General features: G+C 42.2%; 22 protein-coding genes. 2 read left to right on the plus strand and 20 right to left on the minus strand.

What is annotated here, in order from left to right; all coding sequences use genetic code 11:
• Positions 1 to 32: 32 nt before the first annotated feature.
• The 7 genes from ACR42H_RS20080 to ACR42H_RS20110 all read right to left on the minus strand — a co-directional run bounded on the left by ACR42H_RS20080 (position 33) and on the right by ACR42H_RS20110 (position 9,191).
• Complete coding sequence (locus tag ACR42H_RS20080; protein WP_113884415.1) at positions 33 to 1,016, minus strand: alpha-ketoacid dehydrogenase subunit beta; 984 nt, start codon at positions 1,014 to 1,016, stop codon at positions 33 to 35.
• 12 nt (positions 1,017 to 1,028) lie between these two features.
• Entirely contained in the window at positions 1,029 to 2,024 is a 996-nt protein-coding gene (locus tag ACR42H_RS20085; RefSeq protein ID WP_113884414.1) for a thiamine pyrophosphate-dependent dehydrogenase E1 component subunit alpha, read from the minus strand.
• Between the two features lie 81 nt (positions 2,025 to 2,105).
• Complete coding sequence (lpdA, locus tag ACR42H_RS20090) at positions 2,106 to 3,527, minus strand: dihydrolipoyl dehydrogenase (RefSeq protein ID WP_436372839.1); 1,422 nt, start codon at positions 3,525 to 3,527, stop codon at positions 2,106 to 2,108.
• Between the two features lie 14 nt (positions 3,528 to 3,541).
• Complete coding sequence (gene buk / locus ACR42H_RS20095) at positions 3,542 to 4,651, minus strand: butyrate kinase (protein WP_436372842.1); 1,110 nt, start codon at positions 4,649 to 4,651, stop codon at positions 3,542 to 3,544.
• Positions 4,652 to 4,814: 163 nt separating this feature from the next.
• Positions 4,815 to 5,909 carry a branched-chain amino acid dehydrogenase gene (gene bcd / locus ACR42H_RS20100; protein WP_009332881.1) on the minus strand — a complete coding sequence of 365 codons (1,095 nt, stop codon included), beginning with the start codon at positions 5,907 to 5,909 and terminating at the stop codon, positions 4,815 to 4,817.
• 106 nt (positions 5,910 to 6,015) lie between these two features.
• Positions 6,016 to 6,918, minus strand: a complete 903-nt coding sequence (gene yqiS / locus ACR42H_RS20105; RefSeq protein ID WP_113884411.1) for a phosphate butyryltransferase — start codon at positions 6,916 to 6,918, stop codon at positions 6,016 to 6,018.
• Between the two features lie 206 nt (positions 6,919 to 7,124).
• Positions 7,125 to 9,191 (minus strand): sigma 54-interacting transcriptional regulator, encoded by a 2,067-nt coding sequence (locus ACR42H_RS20110; RefSeq protein ID WP_436377027.1) that lies wholly within the window; start codon positions 9,189 to 9,191, stop codon positions 7,125 to 7,127.
• 154 nt (positions 9,192 to 9,345) lie between these two features.
• Here ACR42H_RS20110 and ACR42H_RS20115 point away from each other — a divergent pair, with 154 nt between their 5' ends.
• Entirely contained in the window at positions 9,346 to 9,582 is a 237-nt protein-coding gene (locus tag ACR42H_RS20115; protein WP_436372846.1) for a DUF2627 domain-containing protein, read from the plus strand.
• Positions 9,583 to 9,600: 18 nt separating this feature from the next.
• On the plus strand, positions 9,601 to 9,741 hold the full coding sequence (locus ACR42H_RS20120) for a YycC family protein (RefSeq protein ID WP_113884408.1): 141 nt from the start codon (positions 9,601 to 9,603) through the stop codon (positions 9,739 to 9,741).
• A 135-nt stretch (positions 9,742 to 9,876) separates the two neighbouring features.
• Here ACR42H_RS20120 and spo0A read toward each other — a convergent pair whose 3' ends face one another.
• The 13 genes from spo0A to accC all read right to left on the minus strand — a co-directional run bounded on the left by spo0A (position 9,877) and on the right by accC (position 24,173).
• A complete protein-coding gene (gene spo0A / locus ACR42H_RS20125) occupies positions 9,877 to 10,665 on the minus strand; it encodes a sporulation transcription factor Spo0A (protein ID WP_113884407.1) in 789 nt (262 codons plus the stop codon).
• Between the two features lie 371 nt (positions 10,666 to 11,036).
• On the minus strand, positions 11,037 to 12,326 hold the full coding sequence (spoIVB, locus tag ACR42H_RS20130; protein ID WP_436377029.1) for a SpoIVB peptidase: 1,290 nt from the start codon (positions 12,324 to 12,326) through the stop codon (positions 11,037 to 11,039).
• A 182-nt stretch (positions 12,327 to 12,508) separates the two neighbouring features.
• Positions 12,509 to 14,191: a DNA repair protein RecN gene (recN, locus tag ACR42H_RS20135; protein ID WP_113884404.1), complete on the minus strand. Its 1,683-nt coding sequence runs from the start codon at positions 14,189 to 14,191 to the stop codon at positions 12,509 to 12,511.
• Between the two features lie 81 nt (positions 14,192 to 14,272).
• Positions 14,273 to 14,722 carry a transcriptional regulator AhrC/ArgR gene (gene ahrC / locus ACR42H_RS20140; RefSeq protein ID WP_009332889.1) on the minus strand — a complete coding sequence of 150 codons (450 nt, stop codon included), beginning with the start codon at positions 14,720 to 14,722 and terminating at the stop codon, positions 14,273 to 14,275.
• 269 nt (positions 14,723 to 14,991) lie between these two features.
• Entirely contained in the window at positions 14,992 to 15,837 is an 846-nt protein-coding gene (locus ACR42H_RS20145) for a TlyA family RNA methyltransferase (RefSeq protein WP_113884403.1), read from the minus strand.
• A 3-nt stretch (positions 15,838 to 15,840) separates the two neighbouring features.
• Positions 15,841 to 17,733: a 1-deoxy-D-xylulose-5-phosphate synthase gene (gene dxs / locus ACR42H_RS20150; RefSeq protein WP_436372853.1), complete on the minus strand. Its 1,893-nt coding sequence runs from the start codon at positions 17,731 to 17,733 to the stop codon at positions 15,841 to 15,843.
• Between the two features lie 390 nt (positions 17,734 to 18,123).
• On the minus strand, positions 18,124 to 19,014 hold the full coding sequence (locus ACR42H_RS20155) for a polyprenyl synthetase family protein (protein ID WP_436372856.1): 891 nt from the start codon (positions 19,012 to 19,014) through the stop codon (positions 18,124 to 18,126).
• 2 nt (positions 19,015 to 19,016) lie between these two features.
• A complete protein-coding gene (gene xseB, locus ACR42H_RS20160; RefSeq protein WP_258758805.1) occupies positions 19,017 to 19,250 on the minus strand; it encodes an exodeoxyribonuclease VII small subunit in 234 nt (77 codons plus the stop codon).
• A gap of 12 nt (positions 19,251 to 19,262) precedes the next feature.
• Complete coding sequence (gene xseA / locus ACR42H_RS20165) at positions 19,263 to 20,600, minus strand: exodeoxyribonuclease VII large subunit (RefSeq protein WP_436372860.1); 1,338 nt, start codon at positions 20,598 to 20,600, stop codon at positions 19,263 to 19,265.
• 161 nt (positions 20,601 to 20,761) lie between these two features.
• Entirely contained in the window at positions 20,762 to 21,619 is an 858-nt protein-coding gene (gene folD / locus ACR42H_RS20170) for a bifunctional methylenetetrahydrofolate dehydrogenase/methenyltetrahydrofolate cyclohydrolase FolD (protein ID WP_436372863.1), read from the minus strand.
• Between the two features lie 107 nt (positions 21,620 to 21,726).
• Positions 21,727 to 22,116, minus strand: coding sequence for a transcription antitermination factor NusB (nusB, locus tag ACR42H_RS20175; RefSeq protein ID WP_113884398.1), 390 nt, complete (start codon positions 22,114 to 22,116; stop codon positions 21,727 to 21,729).
• 275 nt (positions 22,117 to 22,391) lie between these two features.
• A complete protein-coding gene (locus tag ACR42H_RS20180; RefSeq protein ID WP_009332897.1) occupies positions 22,392 to 22,799 on the minus strand; it encodes an Asp23/Gls24 family envelope stress response protein in 408 nt (135 codons plus the stop codon).
• Between the two features lie 21 nt (positions 22,800 to 22,820).
• Positions 22,821 to 24,173: an acetyl-CoA carboxylase biotin carboxylase subunit gene (gene accC, locus ACR42H_RS20185; protein ID WP_113884397.1), complete on the minus strand. Its 1,353-nt coding sequence runs from the start codon at positions 24,171 to 24,173 to the stop codon at positions 22,821 to 22,823.
• Positions 24,174 to 24,185 lie beyond the last annotated feature (12 nt).

The raw sequence follows: 24,185 nt of genomic DNA on the forward strand, positions 1-24,185 counted from the left end.
GCTTTCCATTTTTATTAACTAAGATGCCCTAATTAAAATTCAGCCAATTCACGCATTGCTTTTTCTACTTTATCAGGGTTAACCATAAAGTATTTTTCCATAGTCGGGGCATAAGGCATTGCTGGCACATCAGGACCGGCAAGGCGTTTGATTGGTGCATCCAATTCAAACAGGCAGTTCTCTGCAATAATGGCAGAGACTTCGCTCATAATGCTGCCTTCTTTATTATCTTCAGTAAGAAGAAGCACTTTTCCTGTTTTTGAAGCAGCTTCGATAATTGCTTCTTTATCTAACGGATAAACCGTCCTTAAATCAAGGATGTGCGCTGAGATGCCATCTTTGGCAAGTCTTTCAGCAGCCTGAAGAGCGAAATGAACGCATAGGCCATAAGTGATCACCGTAATATCTTCACCCTCGCGTTTTACATCCGCTTTTCCGATTGGCAGCACATAATCATCATCAGGAACCTCGCCCTTAATCAGGCGGTATGCACGCTTATGCTCAAAGAACAGCACAGGATCCTCATCACGGATTGCCGCTTTCAATAAACCCTTAACATCATAAGGCGTAGAAGGCATAACAATCTTAAGTCCCGGCTGATTCGCAAACACTGCTTCGACAGATTGGGAATGGTAAAGTGCTCCATGTACACCGCCGCCATATGGTGCACGAACAACTATCGGACAGCTCCAGTCATTGTTGGAACGATAGCGGACGCGTGCTGCTTCTGAAATGATCTGGTTAACCGCCGGCATGATGAAGTCGGCAAATTGCATTTCAGCAATCGGGCGCATTCCATACATCGCTGCACCGATTCCAACCCCTGCAATTGCTGATTCAGCAAGCGGAGTATCAATTACGCGGTCTTCGCCAAATTTATCATACAGTCCTTGTGTCGCTTTAAACACGCCACCTTTTTTACCTACGTCTTCACCTAAAACAAATACCTTTGGATCTCTTTCCATTTCCTCGCGGATTGCCATAGTTACCGCATCGATATAAGAAATTACAGCCATATTCTCTCCCCCTTACTGGTCAGCATAGACATGCTTTAAAGCAGATTCCGCTTCTGCATATGGAGCGTTTTCAGCATAATCAGTTGCTTCGTTTACCAATTTCATAATCCGGTCATTAATTTCCTTTTCAATCGCATCATCCATTACGCCATTTTCTTTCAGGTATGCGCCAAAAGTAATAATTGGATCTTTTGTTTTCGCTTCAGCCACTTCATCAGGAGCACGGTAGCTTCGGTCATCATCATCAGATGAGTGTGGAGTTAAACGGTATGAAATCGTTTCGACCAATGTCGGCCCTTCTCCGCGGCGGCCTCTGTCCGCTGCTTCTTTCACAGCTTTATAAACTTCAAGCGGATCATTTCCATCAACTGTTATGCCCGGCATACCGTAGCCGATAGCTCTGTCAGATACGTTTTCACAAGCAAGCTGCTTTTCAATCGGTACAGAGATTGCATATTTATTATTCTCACACATAAAGATAACAGGCAGCTTATGAACACCGGCAAAATTCGCACCTTCATGGAAGTCCCCCTGGTTTGAAGAACCTTCACCAAACGTTACAAAGGTTACCAGATCTTTTCCTTCCAGCTTTCCGCCAAGAGCAACCCCAACAGCGTGAGGCACCTGTGTAGTAACAGGTGAAGAGCCTGTTACGATACGGTTTTTCTTTTGGCCGAAATGTCCTGGCATTTGGCGGCCGCCTGAATTTGGATCTTCGGCTTTAGCAAACCCTGACAGCATTAATTCCTTGGCTGTCATGCCGAACGTAAGGACTACTCCCATGTCGCGATAGTATGGCAGTACATAGTCCTTCTCGCGATCAAGTGCAAATGCAGCACCTACCTGAGCAGCTTCCTGTCCCTGACAAGAAATAACGAAAGGGATTTTTCCAGCGCGGTTTAAAAGCCACATACGCTCATCAATACGGCGAGCTAATAGCATCGTCTCATACATTTCAAGAACTTTCTCATCACTTAAACCTAAATCTTTATGACGGTTTTCAGCCATTTATACAACCTCCTAAGCTAATATGTATCACCGGGCTCCAAATGTGAGCCTGGACTTTTTCTATTTTATATAATTGGAACTTTATCCGTGGATAGCTTTTCCATCAACTGCAAGGGCAGCTTCACCGATTGCTTCAGATAACGTCGGATGAGGATGGATGGTATGTGCTACTTCCCATGGAGTTGCATCAAGAACACGGGCCAGGCCAGCTTCTGAGATCATGTCTGTTACGTGCGGGCCTATCATATGGACACCCAGGATATCATCGGTATCCTTATCTGCTACAATTTTCACAAAGCCGTCGGATTCACCAAATACTAGTGCCTTTCCGATTGCCCGGAATGAGAACTTGCCCGTTTTGACATTATGGCCTTTTTCTTTTGCTTCATCCTCTGTTAATCCTACACTTGCCGCTTCAGGTGAACTATAAATGCATTTAGAAACCAGGCTATAGTCAATTGGAGAAGGGTTCTTGCCGGCAATGTGCTCCACGGCAACGATTCCTTCATGAGAAGCAACATGGGCCAGCTGAAGGCCGCCAATGACGTCACCAATTGCATAGATATGGGATTCCTTTGTCTGGAAGTATTCATTTGCTAAAATAAATCCCTTTTCAATCTGAATGTCAGTGTTTTCAATGCCGATGCCCTCTGTATTTGCCTGACGCCCCACAGAAACAAGCAATTTCTCGGCGGAGAATTCCTGCTGAGATCCTTTCACTTCAGCTGAAATCGTAACTCCTTCGCCTTTCTGAAGGGTTTCAGGAAGCACTTTTGCTCCTGTTACAATTTTGACTCCCTTTTTCTTCATAAGGCGCTGCATTTCTTTTGAAATTTCTTTATCTTCCGTAGGTACAATGCGGTCAGCATATTCGATTACTGTTACATCAGCACCAAAGTCAGATAACATCGATGCCCATTCGATCCCGATGACTCCGCCGCCAACAATTATAATGGAGCTTGGCACTTCTTCCAAAGCTAAAGCCTCATCCGAAGTCATTACAAGTTGTCCATCAATGTCCAATCCTGGCAGGGTACGAGGACGAGATCCAGTTGCCACAATAACATTTTTAGGGATCAGCATTTCATTTTCGTCCCCATTGTTCATTTCAACAGAAATTGTCCCCGGCATCGGAGAGAAAATAGATGGTCCAAGTATGCGGCCAGTTCCTTCGAAAACATCAATCTTGCCTTGCTTCATCAAGTGCTGAACACCTTTATGAAGCTGATCAACGATTTTACTTTTTCTTTCCTGTACCTTACTAAAATTGATGGACACATCACTTGTCACTACGCCAAAATCTTCACTGTGCTTTGCGGTAGCAAACACTTCAGCACTTCTTAATAAAGCCTTGCTTGGGATACAGCCTTTATGGAGGCAAGTCCCTCCAAGTTTTCCTTTTTCAACGATTGCCGTTTTTAAACCAAGCTGTGAAGCACGGATGGCAGCTACATAACCGCCTGTGCCTCCGCCTAAAATCACCAAATCATATTCCTGTGCCAAGTTGCTTCCTCCTTCTATTTCAACACTGCTTTGTCAGCTTTTTTTCCAGGATATTCTTTTTCAGTCTCTTCACCGCGGAGGACTCGAAGAGCGCCTTCTGCGAGTGCCTGCAGTTCATTTTCACCAGGCTGTACCATAACATCTGCAATCCAGTTAATCCGTTCACTGATTTCGTTTACAAAGTCCTTGCCATAGGCAAGACCGCCTGTAAGGATGATGGCATCAACCTTTCCGCCGAGCACTGCACTGGCAGATCCGATTTCCTTAGCCACCTGATAAGCCATTGCGGAGTAGACAAGCTTTGCTTTCTCATCTCCGCCTTCAATCATCTTTTCAACCTTTACTGCATCATTTGTTCCCAGGTAACCAACGAGACCGCCTTGTCCAACAAGCTTCTTCATCACTTCTTCACGATAAAAGCTGCCGGAGTAGCAAAGTCCCACCAAATCACCGGCAGGTACAGTACCTGCCCGTTCCGGACTGAATGGCCCGTCTCCATGAAGTCCGTTATTAACATCAACTACTCTGCCTTTTTTATGAGCGCCTACAGTTATACCTCCGCCCATATGCGTAACAATCAGGTTAAGCTCCTCGTACTTTTTGCCAAGTTCTTTGGCTACTCTCCGGGCAACAGCTTTCTGATTCAAGGCATGGAAAATACTTTTTCTTTCTATCATTGAAAAGCCTGAAATACGGGCAATTGGATCCAATTCATCAACTACAACCGGATCGACAATGAACGAAGGAATATTCAAACCCGAAGCAATCTCATATGCCAGTATTCCGCCAAGGTTAGAAGCATGCTGACCAGCAAAACCGGCACGAAGATCCTCAAGCATTACCTCATTAACTGAATATGTGCCCCCTTCAATCGGTCGAAGCAATCCCCCGCGCCCGCACACTGCACTTAATTTTGAGATATTGATTCCCTCATGATCCAGTGTTTCCAGAATGGTCTGCTTGCGGAATTCATATTGATCGATAATACTTTCATAAGAGTTAATGACATCTGCATCATGGCGCAATGTCTTCTCCAGGACAGAGATCTCATTATCGAAAACTCCAATCTTAGTTGAAGTGGATCCCGGATTGATGACGAGAATTCGATGTTCTTGTTCTAGCACGTTTAAACCTCCATAAAGAGCGGAAATCTCCTTTGTAAAAGCATACTCTTACTCAGGTACAATTAACTGCCGCTGCATTTTTTCTACTCTGTTTTTAAAGGCAAAGACGCTGAATATTCAATTCAGCGCTTTGTATTTCAGGATAGATAGTCCTCCCTATAGCTTATCTGCGGCTTAAAATATGATGGCCATTTTGGAGGAATTGTCCGCGTGAATTACGCATTCTTTCAATTCTTTCCTCAACCATGCGGTCAGCCGCTTTATATGTCGGAATTCCATCCCTTTTAGCAATCTCAATAACTTTTTCAATATTATTGTATACTGTTTCAACTTTTTTCATTGCTCTTTCGCGGTTATATCCGTACAGTTCATCCGCAACATTAATTACTCCGCCTGCATTAATTACATAGTCTGGAGCATAAACGATGCCCATCTCATGAATTAAATCACCGTGGCGTGTTTCTTTAAGCTGATTGTTGGCAGCTCCAGCGATTACTTTTGCTTTCAGCTGCGGAATTGTATCATCATTAACTGTCGCACCTAAAGCACAAGGAGCATAAATATCACATTCAACTCCATAAATTTCATTTGGTTCAACTGCTTTAGCACCGAACTCTTCAACTGCACGCTGAACTGCTTCTTTATTAATATCTGTAACAATCAGCTGTGCACCTTCTTCATGCAGATGGCGGCAAAGATTGAACGCAACGTTTCCAACACCCTGAACAGCAATTGTTTTGCCTTCAAGAGAATCAGTTCCGAAAGCCGCCTTTGCTGCAGCCTTCATACCTCTGTATACGCCATAAGCTGTAACTGGTGAAGGGTTGCCGGAAGAGCCGAAAGCAGGTGAAATTCCTGTTACATAGTCTGTTTCCTCATGGATCAGGTCCATATCAGCTACTGTAGTACCCACGTCCTCAGCAGTAATGTAACGTCCATTTAAACCTTGGATATAGCGTCCGAATGCACGGAACATTTCTTCGTTTTTATCTTTGCGCGGATCGCCGATAATAACTGTTTTACCTCCTCCAAGATTTAAACCAGCTGCTGCATTCTTATATGTCATGCCGCGTGCAAGACGCAATGCATCCTCAATAGCTGCTTCTTCAGATTCATAAGTCCACATGCGTGTCCCGCCTAGTGCCGGGCCTAAAGTAGTATCATGAATAGCAATAATAGCTTTTAAGCCTGATTGTTTGTCCTGGCAAAACACCACTTGTTCGTAATCGTATGTTTCTAGGTATTTGAAGATTTCCATGTTATATTTCCTCCCCGGAATTTTTAAAAGTAATATGTTCGTTTTGTTAATAAATTTTTCATTTCGATTTAAAAACACTGAATGAATTAATTTCTATCAGAGCCCATTACTTTGCTGAGCATATCGCTAAAGCCAAGGAATAAACCTTACTTTCTGCCGAATCTGCTCTTGAAGTAAGAACGATCGGCGCTTTGGCACCTGCGATAACAGCTCCTACTTTGGCTTTTGCAAAGTAGACAAGTGATTTATATAAAGTATTCCCAACTTCTATAGTCGGCACCAATAAAATATCTGCCTGTCCTGCAACTTCACTTTTGATTCCCTTATGTTCAGCCGCTTCAAAAGAAATTGCATTATCCAAAGCCAGAGGACCGTCGACAAGACAATCTTTTATCTGGCCCCTTTGGTTCATAAGAGTTAATGCTGAGGCATCCAGAGTTGCCTGCATAGCAGGGTTAACAACCTCTACTGCAGCAATCGGGGCTGCAAGAGGCTTTTCTATTCCTATGCTCCTTGCAATTTCAACCGCATTTTTTAGGATTTGTGCTTTTTGATTGAGATCCGGTGCAATATTCATTGCTGCATCAGTGACAATCGTAAATCGTTCAAAACCTGGAACCTCAAATACGGCCACATGTGATAAAACATTTCCTGTTCTTAAGCCGAATTCTTTATTTAAGACAGCTTTCAAAATACCTGCCGTCGGGATATTTCCCTTCATAAGCACATTGGCTTTCTGCTCTTTTACAGCCCTTACTGCCAATTCTGCAGCATATGCAGACGATTCTGCATGAATGATTTCAAGCTTAGGGCTTTCAGCTGCTTCGCTATGGTTCCGATTTATGATTTCGCGGATTTTTACCTGATCCCCGAATAATAAAAAGCTTGCTAAGTTCAGCTTAATTGCTTCAGCAACTGCTTCGAGAACTTCTTCGTCTTCCGCTGCGGCTACGGCTACAGTTTTCTCACCATATTGGGTTGCTTTCGTTAGAAGCGAATCCAATTTCATCTGTTCAACCCCCTTACTAGAAAAGCGCGCGCCTCGCCCTCCCTCGACACCTCGTGAGGCAGGCTCCTTGTGCTAGCAATTATCGGCGCCTTTTTCTTGATGTCCATCCGTTTATTACACTTGCAAGAAGTGTGCCAACTCAAAAACACTGTGAAAACGCTTTATTCACCGAACTAAAGCGCGCAATTAATTGCACACTATGAAATTTATTGCATGCCATCTTTTGCAATATTGTATTTCTCCAATTTATAGTAAAGATTCCTGACAGAGAGTCCGAGCGATTTAGCTGCCTTGGTTTTATTTCCATCCAACTTGTGAAGTGTTTGTCTAATCATTTTTGCCTCATATTGCTCTACCAGCTGAGTTAATGTTTTAGTTTGAGCTTCTTCACTTATTTCAACATTTGGAGACGGCTTATTGGCACCTATTAAATCCGGAATATGCCGTTCCTCTATTTCCGTTTCGTTGTAATTCATAAAAATAATGGCTCTGCCGAGGATATTATCAAGTTCTCTCACATTTCCCGGCCAATCATAAGCCATTAGTTTATTAACAGCTTGGTCTGTTACACCTTCTACATTCCGTCCATATTCCTGGTTGATCTTTTGAATAAGCCTGCTGCATAGAAGAGGAATATCCTCCTTTCTGCGTCTTAATGAAGGAATATGTATGGGCATTCGATTCAGCCTGTAGTATAAGTCTTCCCTGAAAGTGCCGTCTGCAATTCCTTTTTCTAAATTCACATTGGTCGCAGCAATAATTCGAACATCAATTGAAATAGGCTTGGTCCCTCCCACTCTTGTAATTTCATGTTCTTGAAGAACCCTGAGAAGTTTCGCTTGAGTGTTAGCTGTCAGCTCGCCAATTTCATCCAGAAAGATACTGCCTTTATCAGCTTCCTCAAACAAACCTCGTTTGCCGCCTCTTTTTGCTCCTGAGAACGCCCCCTCTTCATAGCCGAATAATTCGCTTTCCAGAAGAGACTCTGATAATGCGGCACAATTAACCCTGATAAACTTGTTATATTTTCGGTCGCTGGCATTATGTATAGCGTGGGCGAACAATTCTTTGCCTGTCCCTGACTCTCCTCTAAGCAAAACGGTAGCTGGAGTTTTAGCCCCGAGTCTTGCCTGTTCAATTGCAAGCTTCATCTCTTCAGATGTTCCAATAATATCCTCGAATGAATATTTCGCTTCCAATGTACGGATAATCTGTCTTGCCCGGCTTAATTCACGATTCAGATTCTGAATTTCCGATACGTCGTGAATAACTCCCACACTTCCTTTTAACTTTCCATCAACAATGACAGGCGCAACATTTACAATAACATCCTTTCTTTTCGGTCCGACCCTCATGGCCACACCCCTCATTGCCCTTCTCGTTTGAAGAACCTTCATATGAACACTTTCACCTTCGGAAATATCGGCTGTTGCAGGCTTCCCGATCACCTTTTCTTCGGCCAGGCCTGTTAGCCTGGAATATGCCGGATTGATCAAAATTCCTTTCCCATTTTCATCAACCACAGAAATGGCTTCCTCACTTGATTGAATAATCGCCTGAAGCATTGTCTGTATCTCTTTCAAATTCGTAATTTCTTCCGCAAGCGAGACTACTTCTGTTATATCCTTAAAAACAGCAAATGCACCCATTAATTCGTTATTTTCTCCAAGCATTGGTATTCTTGTCGTAATAATTTTCAGGCCATTTGCCAAAGTCATTTCCTGATTCGCTTCAATTCTCCTTGTTGCCATTACTCTGGGAAGCATGCTGTCTGTAATGACTTCATTAACTTTTTTTCCTAAAGCGTCTTTCCTCTTAATTCCTGTCATTCTCTCCGCACTTCGATTAAAGACTGTAATCTCACTAAAGTTGTTGATTACAATCATACCGTCATCAGTCGAATTAAAAATCAAGTCATGCTTATACGTTTCATTCCTGAATTTTGAAATCAGTTCTTCCTTTTCTTCAAGTAATTTCGCGATTAGGAAAGCTACACTTCCAGGAATCAGGACCGTATTTTTGCTCCTGACTTCCCTGATGTCGATAAATACCTGTTCATTTCCGGTAACTTCAATAATGATATCAATATCTTGATCCATAAAATGACGCCAATCAGCGCTAACCGGGATGCCGCTTTTTTTGGCAATCTGAAGTCCCTCAGCATCCGGATTGATGTCCACCATTGCTTTTACATCCAGAACTGCCGTCTCTTTTATAATTTTAAGGATGGCCGTACCGCCTTTACCTGCACCGACAATCATTACAGTTTGCATTGTTCTACCTGCTTTCATTGAAAATTCTTGCACGTTTGACATTATTCCGTGCAACATTCTTCATGAATTTATTTTAGCATAGCAGCGGTACTTGACAAATTTATTTAATGATTTATGATTTCGGTAGGTAATTCGATTTGAAGGGAATTTTTTTATGATTAGACTAATTGCTTTATTAATTTTACTTCTGCCAGGCATATTGGCTGTCTATGGGATAAAATTAATGAGAGATATGGTCTTTGGCATCCTGCAAAGCCCATTTCCATATTTATGGCTTCAATTTTTTTCAGGTTTCCTTTTCTTAATCATAGGTCTTGGCTTTATCGCAGGATTTATTCTTTATCGCGATCGAAAGAGAAACAAAGTTCAGGATCGATTTAAAACCAAATAAGTTAGTGGGGGATAAAAAGTGAAGCCGCTGCAGATATCACCGGAAACAGCATTAAAGCTTGCTGAAAAACTAAATCTTCCTCTTGAGCAAATCATGCACATGCCTCAGCACATCTTGATTCAAAAGATGATGGAGCTTGAGAAAGAAGAAAAGAAATAAATTAATAAGTTCAGTTTGAAAAAAATTTTCAAACTGAACTTTTTTGTTTCCGCTGAGTTTTGAGGGACAATAAAAAACGCCCCATAAGGAGCGCAGCATAGCAAATAAATTATTTTGTTATAAGTCCTTACCCTTTCAAGAAGCTTTGTGCTCCAGACGCAGCTTATCTGCAACCATTGCAATGAATTCTGAGTTGGTTGGCTTTGCTTTTGTCATGCTGACTGTATATCCGAAAAGAGATGAAATGGAATCAATATTACCGCGGCTCCACGCAACTTCAATCGCATGGCGGATTGCACGCTCCACACGGCTTGCAGTAGTATTAAACTTCTTAGCAATATCAGGGTAAAGCACTTTTGTAATGGAACCGAGAAGTTCTATATCATTGTACACCATTGAAATGGCTTCACGGAGATATAAGTATCCTTTAATATGGGCAGGAACGCCAATTTCATGGATGATGCTGGTGATGCTGGCATCCAGGTTCTTAGGCTTTGCTTCTGCCTGAGGACGGTAAGATGGAGCTGGCTTGCGGAGAAAAGAATTTGATTTTCCGCTGACCTGACGTATATGACTTGCCAAATTGTCCATGTCAAATGGTTTGAGGATAAAGTATGAAGCTCCCAAATCCACCGCCTTCTTGGTAACATCTTCCTGTCCGAATGCGGTGAGCATGATTACATTAGGGAGTGTTTTCAAATTTAAATCTCTCATTTTTTCGAGTACAGCAAGTCCATCCAAGTGAGGCATGATAATATCCAATACAAGAACGTCGGGCTGTGTCTGCTCTAATATTTCGAGGCAATCCTGTCCATTATGTGCCACACCGGCAACTTCCATGTCTTCCTGGGAAGATATATATTCCTCTAAAAGTCCGACCAGTTCCCTATTATCATCCACAACACAAACTTTTATTTTTTTCACTTACTTTCCTCCTCGGTCCAATTATGGTCTCTTTAACAAATGTTCATTTTCGAACACGCTCTTTTTAATATCTATTTTCTATTCTAAATGAGAAATTCGACAATGCAACAAAAATTCCTCTACTTTTTTGAAATTTTCTTAAAAAACCAACTATATCTCATTTATTCTTTGTTTTTCTTCTGTTTTCGACTGATTTCGCCACACTCTTTATAATTCGTGTATTTTTGTCGAAAAATCTTTATTTTGATTTTAACATAACTATAGCTGTTTTCTTTATAGTTTTTGTTAGGCCTATAATGTGGCCTGTAAACAGCACAAGAACAGACAAAAAAAAGACGGGTTTTACCCGCCTTTTTCAAGACCATTCAGTATTAGGATGCTTTCTCTTCTGCTTTTTCATATATATCAATACCTGCTTCATTTAACATCCATTCAATATGAACACCATATCCTGAAGTAGGGTCGTTTACAAATACATGGGTCACTGCTCCAATAATCTTGCCATCCTGGATAATCGGGCTTCCGCTCATCCCCTGGACTATGCCGCCTGTTTTATCAAGCAGCTTCTGATCCGTCACTTTTATGACCATTCCTTTTGTTGCCGGAAACTTCTGCGGAATCGTACTGACAATTTCAATATCGAACAATTGTACTTCATCATTGTCGACCACAGTTAAAATTTGGGCAGCTCCCTCTTTCACTTGATGAGATAAGGCTATAGGCATCGGTTTGTCAAAAATTCCGTTCTTCATATCCCGGTTTAATTCCCCAAATATTCCGAATGGACTGTTCCTGACAATATTCCCGATTATTTCTTTATCTGAAGAAAATCGTGCCAGTTTTTCACCGGGGTTGCCATTGCTGCCTTTTTCAATTGAAGTAACAGTCGATCTGACAATTTGCCCGTCTTCAACCACAATTGGCTTCTTTGTATCCATATCGGAAATAACATGGCCGAGTGCTCCATATTTTTTTGATTCCGGGTGATAGAAAGTCATCGTCCCAATGCCTGCTGCAGAGTCACGTATATATAATCCAAGCTTATAGGTTTCTTCCCCGTTTTCTTTCAAGGGAGTCAGTTCTGTTTTCACCTTTCCGCTCTCACGGCTTACGATGATTTGGAGCGGATTGCCGCTTTTGCCTGCTTCTTGAACAAAGGGAGCAACATCTGACATTTTTTCTATTTTCTTTCCATTGATTTCTGTAATGATATCTCCAATCTTTATGCCGGCCGTTTCGCCCGGCGAAGCTTTTCCTTCAGCCGTATTAACCTGATGGTGTCCAACTACTAACACGCCTACTGTATTCAGTTTAACCCCGATCGATTGGCCTCCTGGAATTACTTTAAAATCTTTTAAGACATTAACGTCAACTTTCTTTATCGGAAAACCCGCCAGTTCGAGAAGCATTTCATTTTTTCCATTTTCTTTTGCATGAAGAGAAATCGAATGGTTATCTTCATTAAGTGAAACACTTTTATTATCTATGGACAGTCCGGCCGCCACTGCTTCTGCCTTTGCAATGTCCAGCTGCTGCCCTTCAAAAAGAGTAATATTTGCAGGTATTTGCAAATATTCCTGAACAGGCTTGGAAAAACCTAAAGCAATTAATGAAACAAGGAGAATTCCACCAATTATTTTGCGCAAAACATCATATGTCAAATTTTTCACTCTCCTCGCTTCTAGTCCATCCACGTCAAATGGCTACATCTTTAATTTTGCCTGCATCGGAGGCATTTATAACAGCCATTCACATAAAAAAAGCTATCCTGCTTTGGATAGCTTTTCAAGGTATTAGATCTGATAGCGCATCTGGTGGGAACAGACCTTATAATTGATCAAAATTACTTTAGCTGATTAGCCAGATGCAGCAGCTCTTTCGCATGCTCTTTTGTTAAATCAGTAATTTCCACTCCTGAAATCATACGGCCGATTTCTTTGACTTTCTCATCTTCGGTCAGCGGTTTTACTGTTGTTTTCGTACGCCCATCCTTTGTGTTTTTAGCAATGAATAAATGAGTATCTGCCATGGCCGCAACCTGCGGAAGATGAGAGATGCACAGCACTTGTGAATCCACGGAAACATGATGGATCTTCTCCGCAATGGCTTGCGCAACCCTGCCGCTCACGCCTGTGTCCACCTCATCGAAAATAATACTTGTGACACCCTGATGTTTTGAGAAAATGCTCTTTAAAGCAAGCATGATTCGGGACAATTCACCGCCTGACGCTATTTTAGACAGCGGCTTGAGCGGTTCTCCCGGATTGGTGGAAATATAGAACTCCGCCCTGTCAATCCCGTTCTTCAGGAAGACTTCGGAATCGGAAAAGAATCTGACCTCAAAAACTGTCTTTTCCATATATAATTCCTTAAGCTCTTTGTGAATTAACTTGGTAAGTTTAAGAGCAGATCTCCTGCGCAGCTTGCTCAATTCTTCTCCTTCAACCAGAAGGTCTTTTTTCAGGGCAGCAACTTCCTTTTGCAGTTTATCAATATGGGTTTCTTTATTTTGCAGGGTTTCAATTTCTTCTTCTATCTGTGCAGCGTATTCCAGCACTTCTTCAACCGTTTTTCCATATTTTCTTTTTAGCCCATTAATTTCATTCAATCTGCTTTCTATTTCATTAAGTCTATGGGAATCATATTCCATGAAGTCCATTTCATTGCGGAGTGATCTGGCTGCATCTTCAAGCAAATAAAAACTGTTTGTCACATTTTCCGCTATTTCTTTATAGGCGGGGTCCAGTTCCGCGGCATCATTCATATAGCCCATAACCATCCCGATCCAATCAAGCCCTTTTTGTTCTCCTTGAAGGGCATTATAGCCTGACTGAAGAGAATCAAAAATACGTTCATAATTGGAAAGCTTTCTTTTTTCTTCAATCAAATCTTCATCTTCGTTCAATTTCAGCTGAGCCGACTGAATTTCATCCAGCTGAAATTGAATTAAATCAAGCCGGTGCGCCATTTGCTGTTCATTCTCACTTAAATTCTTCAGCTTTTTCAGTGTGCTTTCAAATAACCTGTAGATATCCTGGTATTCAGTTAAAGCAGCGGATATTTTGGATCCCCCAAACTGATCGAGGAGAGGAAGATGAAAGGTTTCATCCATTAATTCCTGATGTTCGTGCTGTCCATGTATATCAATAAGGGAACTTCCGATTTCTCTCAATACAGAAATAGTGACAAGTTTTCCGTTCACTCTGCAGACGCTTTTCCCTGTCTTTGATATATCCCTGCGGAGAACAATCATTCCATCTTCAATCTCTATCCCAAATTCAGCAGACCGTTTATAGCAAGGATGTTTAGGATCATCCAGGATAAAAAGCCCCTCAATTTCAGCCTTATCCTCACCATGGCGGACAAATTCTGCAGATCCCCTGCCTCCGGCCAGCAAGTGAATGGCATCGATTATGATAGACTTTCCTGCCCCTGTTTCACCAGTTAAAACAGTTAAGCCCTTTTCAAATGAAACAGAAAGGGCTTCGATTATGGCAAAATTTCGTATGGATATTTCGTTTAACAATCATATCACCTCATAAGAAAAGCGATGAACGCCAGCCTATCGGCTTAAGACCGAAGCGATGGCGCCCGGAGCTTGAATTATCTACAGCATTTCAAGAAAACGGTTTGAAATTGCTTCTGTATCTTCTGGGGTTTTACATATGATCAGGCATGTGTCGTCCCCGCAGATTGTCCCCAGAATCTCTTCCCAGTCAAGATTATCAATAAGTGCGCCAATAGCCATGGCATTACCGGGGAGAGTCTTCATTACAAGGAGATGTCCTGCAGTATCCACTCTGACAAAGGCATCCATTAAATTTCTTTTAAGCTTTTGCAGCGGATTGAACCGCTGGTCCGCTGGAAGACTGTATTTGTATCTTCCGTCCATTAAAGGAACTTTCACAAGGTGAAGCTCTTTAATATCTCTTGAAACAGTCGCCTGGGTTACATTAAACCCGGCGTTTTTCAATTCATCCACCAGGTCATCCTGTGTTTCAATATCGTTATTTGTAATAATCTCTCGGATTTTAATATGTCTTTGCCCTTTATTCATTTTTTCACCTCTATAATCAGCCGCTTGAAAGCGGGCAGAAAAAAATTAATTTAAAGTATTTTGTACTCTAATGTTAGCTGATTTTCTCATTAAAGTACAATTTTTCCCGTATATTAATTATTATAATTCGTTAAAACTCGACAAATTCCTTTTAGAAAAGCGTAAGGGCCTGCCCGCCCCCAACACCTCGAATGTGCAGGCTGCTTGCACTAGACAGTTCTCGAAGCAGACATTATATACCCTTTTTAAAAAAAGGAACAGGCATCAGCCTATTCCTCTTCTTTAACCTGTTTCGTTTTCAATTCGGCGTGGGCTTCTTTTACAACCTCATCTGTCTGGGCTCTAAGAAGGTTTTCTCCTTCTTCTTTGACGCCTGACCAATACAGATGGAGGAGAAATTCTATGTTGCCGTCTCCGCCTGTAATGGGTGAATAGGAAACGTCCTTGACATCATAACCGAGACTTAGTGCAAATTCGATAATTTTATCAAGCACTGCTTCATGTACTTTAGGATCTCTGACAATCCCCTTTTTCCCAACCTGTTCCCGTCCAGCTTCAAACTGAGGTTTCACTAGGGCAACTGTGTCACTACCCGGTACCAGCAGCGTTTTTAATACAGGCAATATAAGCTTTAGAGAGATGAACGAAACATCAATGGAAGCAAAATCAGGCATACCGGCTGAAAGATCGGCCGGGGTTACATACCGGAAATTGGTCCTTTCCATTACAACTACCCGTTCATCCTGCCTTAATTTCCACGCAAGCTGATTATAGCCGACATCTAATGCATAAGACAATTTGGCGCCATTCTGCAGGGCACAATCTGTGAAGCCCCCTGTTGAGGATCCAATGTCAAGGAGGATCTTGCTTTCAACTTCTAAATCAAAAACTTTTAGAGCTTTCTCAAGCTTTAAGCCTCCACGGCTGACATAAGGCATGACCTTCCCCTTTAAAGTAAGCGGAATGTCTGCACTAACCTTCTCGCCCGGCTTATCCAGCCTGCTTTCATTGCTGAACACCAGGCCGGCCATAACTGCTCTTTTCGCTTTTTCTCTAGTCTCAGCAAGACCTCTTTCAACTAATAAAACGTCTAATCGTTCTTTCTTTGTTTTCATTCTTTAAGCCCTTTTTTGTTTTTTTCTTGCCAGTTTTCCCATTCTATCAACAACATCTTCTGCAGTCATTCCAATTTCTCCCATTAGCTCATTTACACTGCCATGCTCAATAAATTTATCAGGTATCCCCATACGGTCGATTTCCGCTTGATGGAAGCCATGATCATGAGCATATTCAAGAATTGCACTGCCAAAGCCACCCTGCAGCACAGCTTCTTCTATAGTGAGAATAGGCATATTGTCTGCGAACAACTCATGCAGCATCTTTTCATCAAGCGGCTTAATAAACCTTGCATTAATGACTTTAATGGAGTGTCCCTGTTTCTCCAGGATTTGAGCTGCCTTCAAAGCCATTGGAATGGTTGTCCCAAAGGTTAAGATTGCTCCGTCATTGCCATCGCGCAGAACTTCCCATGTTCCAATAGGAATTGGCTTAAGTTCTGTATCCATAGGCACTCCTATGCCATTTCCGCGGGGGAAACGCATAGCGATAGGGCCATCATTATATTCTATAGCTGTTTTTACCATATGCTGGCCTTCATTTTCATCTTTTGGCATCATCAATACCATATTCGGCAAATGCCTTAAAAAGGCAATATCGAATACACCCTGATGGGTTTCACCATCTGCACCCACAAGTCCTGCCCGGTCTATTCCGATAAATACATTTAAGTTCTGGCGAGCAATATCGTGTACCAGCTGGTCATAAGCACGCTGCAGGAATGTAGAATAAATCGCAAGAAATGGCTTCATGTTTTGGGTTGCCAGCCCGGCAGCTACCGTTGCTGCGTGCTGTTCAGCAATACCAACATCATACATCCGATCCGGAAATTCACTTGCAAAGCCTTCAAGCTTCGAGCCAACAGGCATTGCAGGAGTAATTGCAACGATTCTTTCATCTTCTCTCGCAAGCTCCCTGACGGTTTCGGAGACAAGCTTGCTCCATGCTGGCGGTGTACTTACAGGTTTCACAAAGTCGCCTGTCTCCATTTTATAAGGGCCTGTACCATGCCATGTGCCAATCCGGTCGCTTTCAGCAGGGTGATAGCCTTTTCCTTTTTTCGTTATAACATGGAGGAGCACCGGGCCTTCTGTTTTCTTTGCATAGGCAAGGTTCTCGAATAAGGCTTCATAGTTATGCCCATCGACAGGTCCCAAATAGGTAAAACCTAATTCTTCAAAGAACATGCCTGACACAAATAGATACTTTAGGCTATCTTTCAGTCTTTCAGCAGTTGAGGCCAGCTTTCCGCCGACTGCCGGAACCTTTTTTAATAAATATTCAAGTTCATCTTTCACCCAATTATACTTGCCTGCAGTCCTTAATCTTCCAAGTACATTGTGAAGAGCACCAACATTAGGGGCAATTGACATTTCATTATCATTTAATATGACAATCATGTCTTTTTTTTCATGACCGATATGATTTAAGGCTTCTAAAGCCATTCCGCCTGTTAATGCACCATCCCCAATTACTGGAATGACATAATTATTCTCTTTTTTCAAGTCTCTGGCAATAGCCATTCCCATCGCTGCAGATAAAGAAGTGGAGCTATGCCCCGTTTCCCATACATCATGCTCGCTTTCAATCATTTTTGGAAATCCGCAAAGACCTTTATATTGTCTTAAAGTATCGAATTGACACGCACGGCCCGTAAGAATTTTATGGACGTATGACTGATGTCCGACATCCCAGATAATTTTATCCTTCGGACTGTCAAAACATTTATGCAATGCGACAGTCAGCTCAACAACTCCAAGATTAGGCCCAATATGCCCGCCTGTGCCTGAAAGCTTTTCTATTAGGAAAGTGCGGATATCCTGACTCAAACTTTCCAATTCTTTATTCGAGAGCCCTTTTAAAAAGGAAGGGTCTTTAATTGATAACAGATCCATACAGCGGACCACTCACTTTCATTTCTTATTCGTCCGTTTTCTTTTCACATTATGTTAGGCAGTGTTGGTATAAGCCTTAACAAAGCCTATTTATTACAGCGTCTAGCCTGTCTAAAAGATAGTATCTTAAGATTACCTTATTACAGGAGATTTTCCAAATGCTTTTCATATTAAACAGCTTCAGAATATACTTTCTTGATGGTGTCTCTTCCGCCTGCTAATGCATCCACAGGAAAAAAAGGTGCAAGTTTCCCCGGCAGCAATTCCTATGATACCAAAATATACACATTGAAGACCATCATTTTATTAAACAGCAAATGCCGCTGATACAAAAGTACAGCGGCAAGACCATCGTTTTTCTAATTCATTTTTGGTACCCTGACTTCCGATTTAGTGATCCCTGTTTGCAATTAAATCTGTTATTTCTTCGAGCAGCTCTGTTTGAAGGCCTGTTTCCCTCAGCTTTTCTTTTGCAGATCTGATATGTTTTTCAAGCGCCTCTTTCGCCCCGCTCATTGAAAGAAGAGATGGATAAGTACTTTTATTTTTTGATTCATCACTGCCTACAGGCTTTCCAATTATCTCCTCTGTCCCTTCAAGGTCGAGGATATCATCCCTGATTTGAAAAGCCAGTCCCAGGTGATAGGCAAATTTAGATAGAGCCTGAATCGTTTCCTGACTGGCGTTTGCCAAAATTGCTCCTGATACAACACTGCATTCCAGCAGTTTGCCCGTTTTGTGCACGTGGATGTACTCTAGATCCTCTAAGCCCAGCTGCTTTCCTTCCCCTTTAATGTCTGCAGCCTGGCCGCCTACCATCCCCTCAGCACCCGATGCTTTCGACAGCTCCTTAATTAAAGAAAGCTTTGTTTCAGCAGAAGCAAATTCGTCAGGCGTTTCCGCAACTGTTTGGAAGCTGTAAGTAAGCAGGGCATCGCCTGCCAGGATGGCGAATGCTTCTCCAAATACTTTATGGTTGGTCGGTTTGCCTCTTCTTAAATCATCATCGTCCATGCTTGGCAAGTCATCGTGAATGAGCGAATAAGTATGGACCATTTCAATCGCCGCCGCAGTCCACAACCCTTTCGACGTATCCTCGCCAAAAGCAGCCAATGAAGCAAATAACAGCATTGGTCTTATCCGCTTTCCTCCGGCTTCCAGTGAATACAGCATCGATTCCTTGATCTCAGAAGGAGCGTTTAATTTATGTACGTAATCCTTTAAATGAATTTCCAGTTTCTGTTTATGTAGTTCAGAGAAAGAACTTAAGGATTGCTGCAAGATTATTCCTCCTCCGGAATGGCGAAGTTCGATTTACGGCCATCCTCCGTCAGTATTTCCGTAAGCTGTGATTCCACGTTTTTAAGCTTATCATGACATAATTTTGAAAGCTCCATGCCTTTTTTATAAATATTTATAGCCTCTTCAAGGGGAACATCTCCCTCTTCAAGCTTTTCTACAATAACTTCAAGTTCTTCCATTGCTTGTTCAAATGAAAGTTGTTTTTCATCCGCCATGCCATTCACTCCTCAATATCCGTCCGTTACCTTGCATTCAATGGTTCCATCAGACACCTTCAATTTTATCATATCATCCGCTTTAACTTGGGACACGGTCTTTATTAGTGTTTCCTTTTCTGTATAAGCAAGACTATAGCCCCTATCCATAATTTTAAGTGGACTGAGTGCCTCGAGTGTTGAAATAACTCTCGCAAAGTCCTTTTCTTTTGCAGCCAGGATGTTTGCCATTGTTCTGTTTAAAAGTTTATGAAGCCGATCATTGTTTTCTTTCGCCTGATCCTTCAGCTGTCCTGGATGACTCCGAACCAGCCTTTTTTGCAGGGTTTCTGCCTGCTCCAGCTTTAAATCGTGCAGCCTTCTTGAGCCTCTCATTAGCTGTTCGGTCACTTTATCCAGCTGTTCCATTTTTTGCTCATACAATTTTTGCGGGTACCGGAAAGCGTATGATTTCTGCACCCTTAGAAGCCTTTCATTTTGCAGTGCAGCTTGTTCTTTCATCGCTCTTATAAGCCGTGACTTCCTGTTGAAAAGCCTTTCCATCAAGTCATCGATATGCGGAACAGCCAATTCTGCAGCTCCTGTTGGGGTTGGGGCCCTTAAATCTGCAACAAAATCTGCTATTGTAAAATCCGTTTCATGGCCGACAGCTGAAATTATAGGTATTTCAGACTTGAATATTGCCCTGGCTACGGCTTCTTCATTAAAGGCCCAAAGCTCTTCAATGGATCCTCCGCCCCGGCCGATGATTAAGACATCTGCATCCCTGGAGGTATTAGCTTCCGTTATCGCTTTCACAATTGACGGAGCTGCCTGGTTTCCCTGAACAAGCGCAGGGTATATAAGGATGTTCGCAATTGGATAGCGCCTTTTGAGCGTTGTCAAAATATCTCTGATTGCAGCTCCAGTAGGGGATGTGATAACCGCAACTGTTCTTGGATAACGCGGTATATCTTTTTTATGCGCAGGTGAAAAGAATCCTTCTTTCTCAAGTCTTTCTTTGAGCTGTTCATAAGCCAGATAAAGTTCACCAATACCGTCGGGCTGCATTTCCTGTACGTATATTTGATATTGCCCGCTGGATTCATAAACGGATATAGCTCCGCGAACTAAGACTTTCATGCCATTTTCCGGCCTAAATTTCATTGTCCTCGCATTTCCTGCAAACATTACGGCTAAAATTCGGGCTTTCTCATCCTTTAAAGTGAAGTACATATGGCCGCTTGAATGCTGTTTAAAGTTTGAGATTTCCCCCTTAACCAAAATATTTTGCAAATGAGGGTCGGCATCAAATTTTCTTTTTATGTATTTGGTCAGTGAGTTTACTGTCAGATACTGCTGTTCCTTCATAACAATCTCCTTTATGCTGAAGCTGCATTGCATCTCCCGCTGAGCAATAACGCAAAAAAACTGTCCTTCCATTCAGCCCGCATGCTTATACCTGCATGACAGGTTTCCTAAATACAGGATAATGGAAATGGACAGAGTTTGCATCTATGGCGGCCATTACTTTAAATTTTGCTTATGGAAAGCTTTGCTGCTTTTAGCGTATTATGCATTAACATGGTAATTGTCATAGGTCCCACTCCGCCTGGAACAGGAGTAATAAATCCTGCTTTGTGCTTAACTGCCTCGAAATCAACGTCACCGCAAAGCTTTCCTTCCTCATTTCGATTCATGCCGACATCTATCACGATTGCGCCATTTTTAACATGGTCTTTCGTGATTAATTTCGTTTTCCCTGCTGCTGCCACCAATATATCCGCCCGCTTTGTATATTCCTTCAGATCAGCCGTTTTCGAATGGCAGTATGTGACAGTAGCGTCTTCATTAAGGAACAGCTGCCCTGCGGGCTTTCCTACAATGTTGCTTCTCCCAATTACCACTACATGCTTTCCGGAAATGTCTGCGCCAATGCTATTTAGCATTTCAACTATCCCTGCGGGAGTACAGGGGATAAATGCATCCTGAGCTGTCATCATCCTGCCAATATTTATGGGATGAAACCCATCTACATCTTTGTCAGGAGAAATGGTCTCGATGATGGCTTTTTCATTAATATGGCTTGGAAGCGGCAGCTGGACAAGGATTCCATGGATATCTTCACTTTCGTTTAACTCATTGATTTTTCTGATAAGCTCTTGCTCGCTGACGCTTTCGGGAAGTTCAATAAGCATAGAATTCATTCCCAGCTTATCGCAGGTTTTCTGCTTGTTTTTCACATATGTTCTGGATGCCTGATTATTCCCCGCTAAAATAACAGCCAGGCCTGGTGTGATCCCTTCCGCCTTCAGCTTTTGCACTTCTGAACCGATATGAGCCTGTTTCTTTCTTGCAATTTCTTTTCCATCTATTAATTCTGCAGCCATTTTCATCCCCCTATCAGGAACCCGGAAGCACCTATGATAAGGACTGCCGGCTCGCTTGCATCTAGAAAGTGCCAGCACATCCAGTGTGAGTCAGAATTCTATTGTATTTAAAGCTTTTCTTTTACCTTTGATAAAACACCATTAATAAACTTGCTTGATTGATCATCACCGTAAAGTTTGGCAATTTCAATTGCTTCATCGATCACCACATTGGCCGGCACTTCCTCCGCTAAATAAAGCAGCTCAAAAACGGATAAGCGCAGAAGATTGCGGTCTACAGTAGCAAGCCTCTCCAGCGTCCATTTTTCAAGAAATCCTTTGATTTCTCCATCAATTGTTTCTTTATGCTGGAGGACACCTGATACTAGTTTGTTTAGGTACTCATCGCTTTTTTCACCTTCTAAAACATGTTCGATGGCGATCTCCGGTTCTGTCTGACTGACATCAATTTGAAATAAAGCTTGCAATGCTTTTTCTCTGGCTGTTCTTCTCTTCATCTTTATAAAACCCCTTTATGGCTAACATAGTAATTTTCATTTTTGAGCATTTGCACGTCCAAAAATTGCATAAGAAGATAATAGCATAAGTAAGGAATCTTCGCACTACAACAAGAGCATTATGTTTGGACAGAAACACGATTTCAGGCTGGAAACTTATAAATTTAATTTTCCCTTTAAAAACTCCTTTATAACGTCTTAAGGAGTGAATGATGAAGAGAATGAACCATGAGAAAAGCCAAAGACGGGTTTTATGTCTTTGGCTTGATGGTGAGTTACATTTCCTGTTCGTATTCAACCTCATGCTTTTGGTTTTCAAACATGATTCCTACTACGTGAATGTTTACTTCCTGGGCGTCCAGGGCAGTCATATTCAGGAGGGCCTGACGGATGTTATCCTGAATTTTTTGGGCAACGCTTGGAATGGAGACGCCGAATTTCATAAGACAATATACATCAACTTTGATGCCTTCTTCTGTTAATTCGACTTTTACGCCTTTGCCATGGTTCTTTTTACCGAGCCTTTCAACCACTCCTGTAGCAAAGTTTCCGCGCATTTGCGCTACGCCTTCTACTTCTGAAGCAGCAATGCCGGCAATAACCTCAATAACTTCCGGTGCAATTTCCACCTTGCCAAGGCCAGAATTTTCAGGGCTCATTTCGAGAATATTATTTTCGCTCATTTTTAGCACCTCCACAAGTCTTTAAGAATTCATTACATCATGCAATTCAAGAAATTTCGTATTAAACTGCCCTTCCACAAATTTTTCGTGGCTTAGGAGCTTGAGGTGGAATGGGATTGTTGTATGTACCCCTTCCACTACAAACTCACTTAATGCCCTTTTCATTCGGGAAATGGCTTCTTCTCTAGTATTGCCGTATGTGATCACTTTTGCAATCATTGAATCGTAATATGGAGGAATCACATAGCCAGGGTAGGCAGCAGAGTCCACTCTGACACCCAGCCCGCCAGGAGGCAGATACATATTGATCTTTCCTGCTGATGGCATAAAGTTCTTCTCCGGGTTTTCCGCATTAATTCTGCATTCGATCGACCAGCCGCTAAATGTAACATCACTCTGTGTGAAATTAAGCTTTTCACCTGAGGCAACCTTAATTTGCTCCTTGATTAAATCGACCCCTGTAACCATTTCTGTAACTGGATGCTCCACTTGAATACGTGTGTTCATTTCCATGAAATAGAATTTGCGATTTTGATAATCGTATATAAATTCTATCGTGCCAGCGCCTGTATAATCAACCGCTTTTGCTGCTTTAACAGCTGCATTTCCCATTTCTTCACGTGTTTCCCCGTCAAGGGCTGGTGAAGGCGTTTCCTCCAGCAGCTTTTGCAGACGCCTTTGAATGGAGCAATCCCTTTCCCCCAGATGAACGGTGTTCCCATAATTATCTGCAAGAACCTGGATCTCCACATGGCGGAAGTCCTCAATATATTTTTCAATATAAACGCCAGGATTTCCGAACGCCGTTAATGCTTCCTGCTGAGTGATGGTAATTCCTTTAATAAGCTCTTGCTCAGTGCGGGCTACACGGATTCCTTTCCCGCCTCCGCCGGCAGTCGCTTTAATAATTACCGGATATTCAATCTTTTCAGCAAGCTGAATAGCATCTTCTGTATCCTTTATGATTCCGTTGGAGCCAGGAACAATCGGTACTCCTGCTTCCTTCATGGTTTCCCTTGCAATATCCTTTGTGCCCATTTTACTGATGGCTTCTGGAGTCGGGCCGACAAATATAATATTGCATTCTCTGCACAGTTCAGCAAAGTCTGCATTTTCAGCAAGGAATCCATAACCTGGATGGATGGCGTCACAGCCTGTAAGCTTAGCGACACTAATTATATTGGTGAAATTCAAATAGCTGTCCTTAGACGCTTTTGGGCCAATGCAGTAAGCCTCATCGGCCAGCTGAACATGGAGTGCTTCCCTGTCAGCCTCTGAAAATACAGCTACAGATTCTATCCCCATCTCGCGGGCTGCCCTAATGATGCGCACCGCTATTTCTCCTCTATTGGCAATCAAGAGTTTTTTGATCATCTGTAACCGCTC

Origin of the sequence: Cytobacillus sp. BC1816, assembly GCF_051353635.1 — a bacterium.
GTDB lineage: Bacteria > Bacillota > Bacilli > Bacillales > Cytobacillaceae > Cytobacillus > Cytobacillus oceanisediminis_C.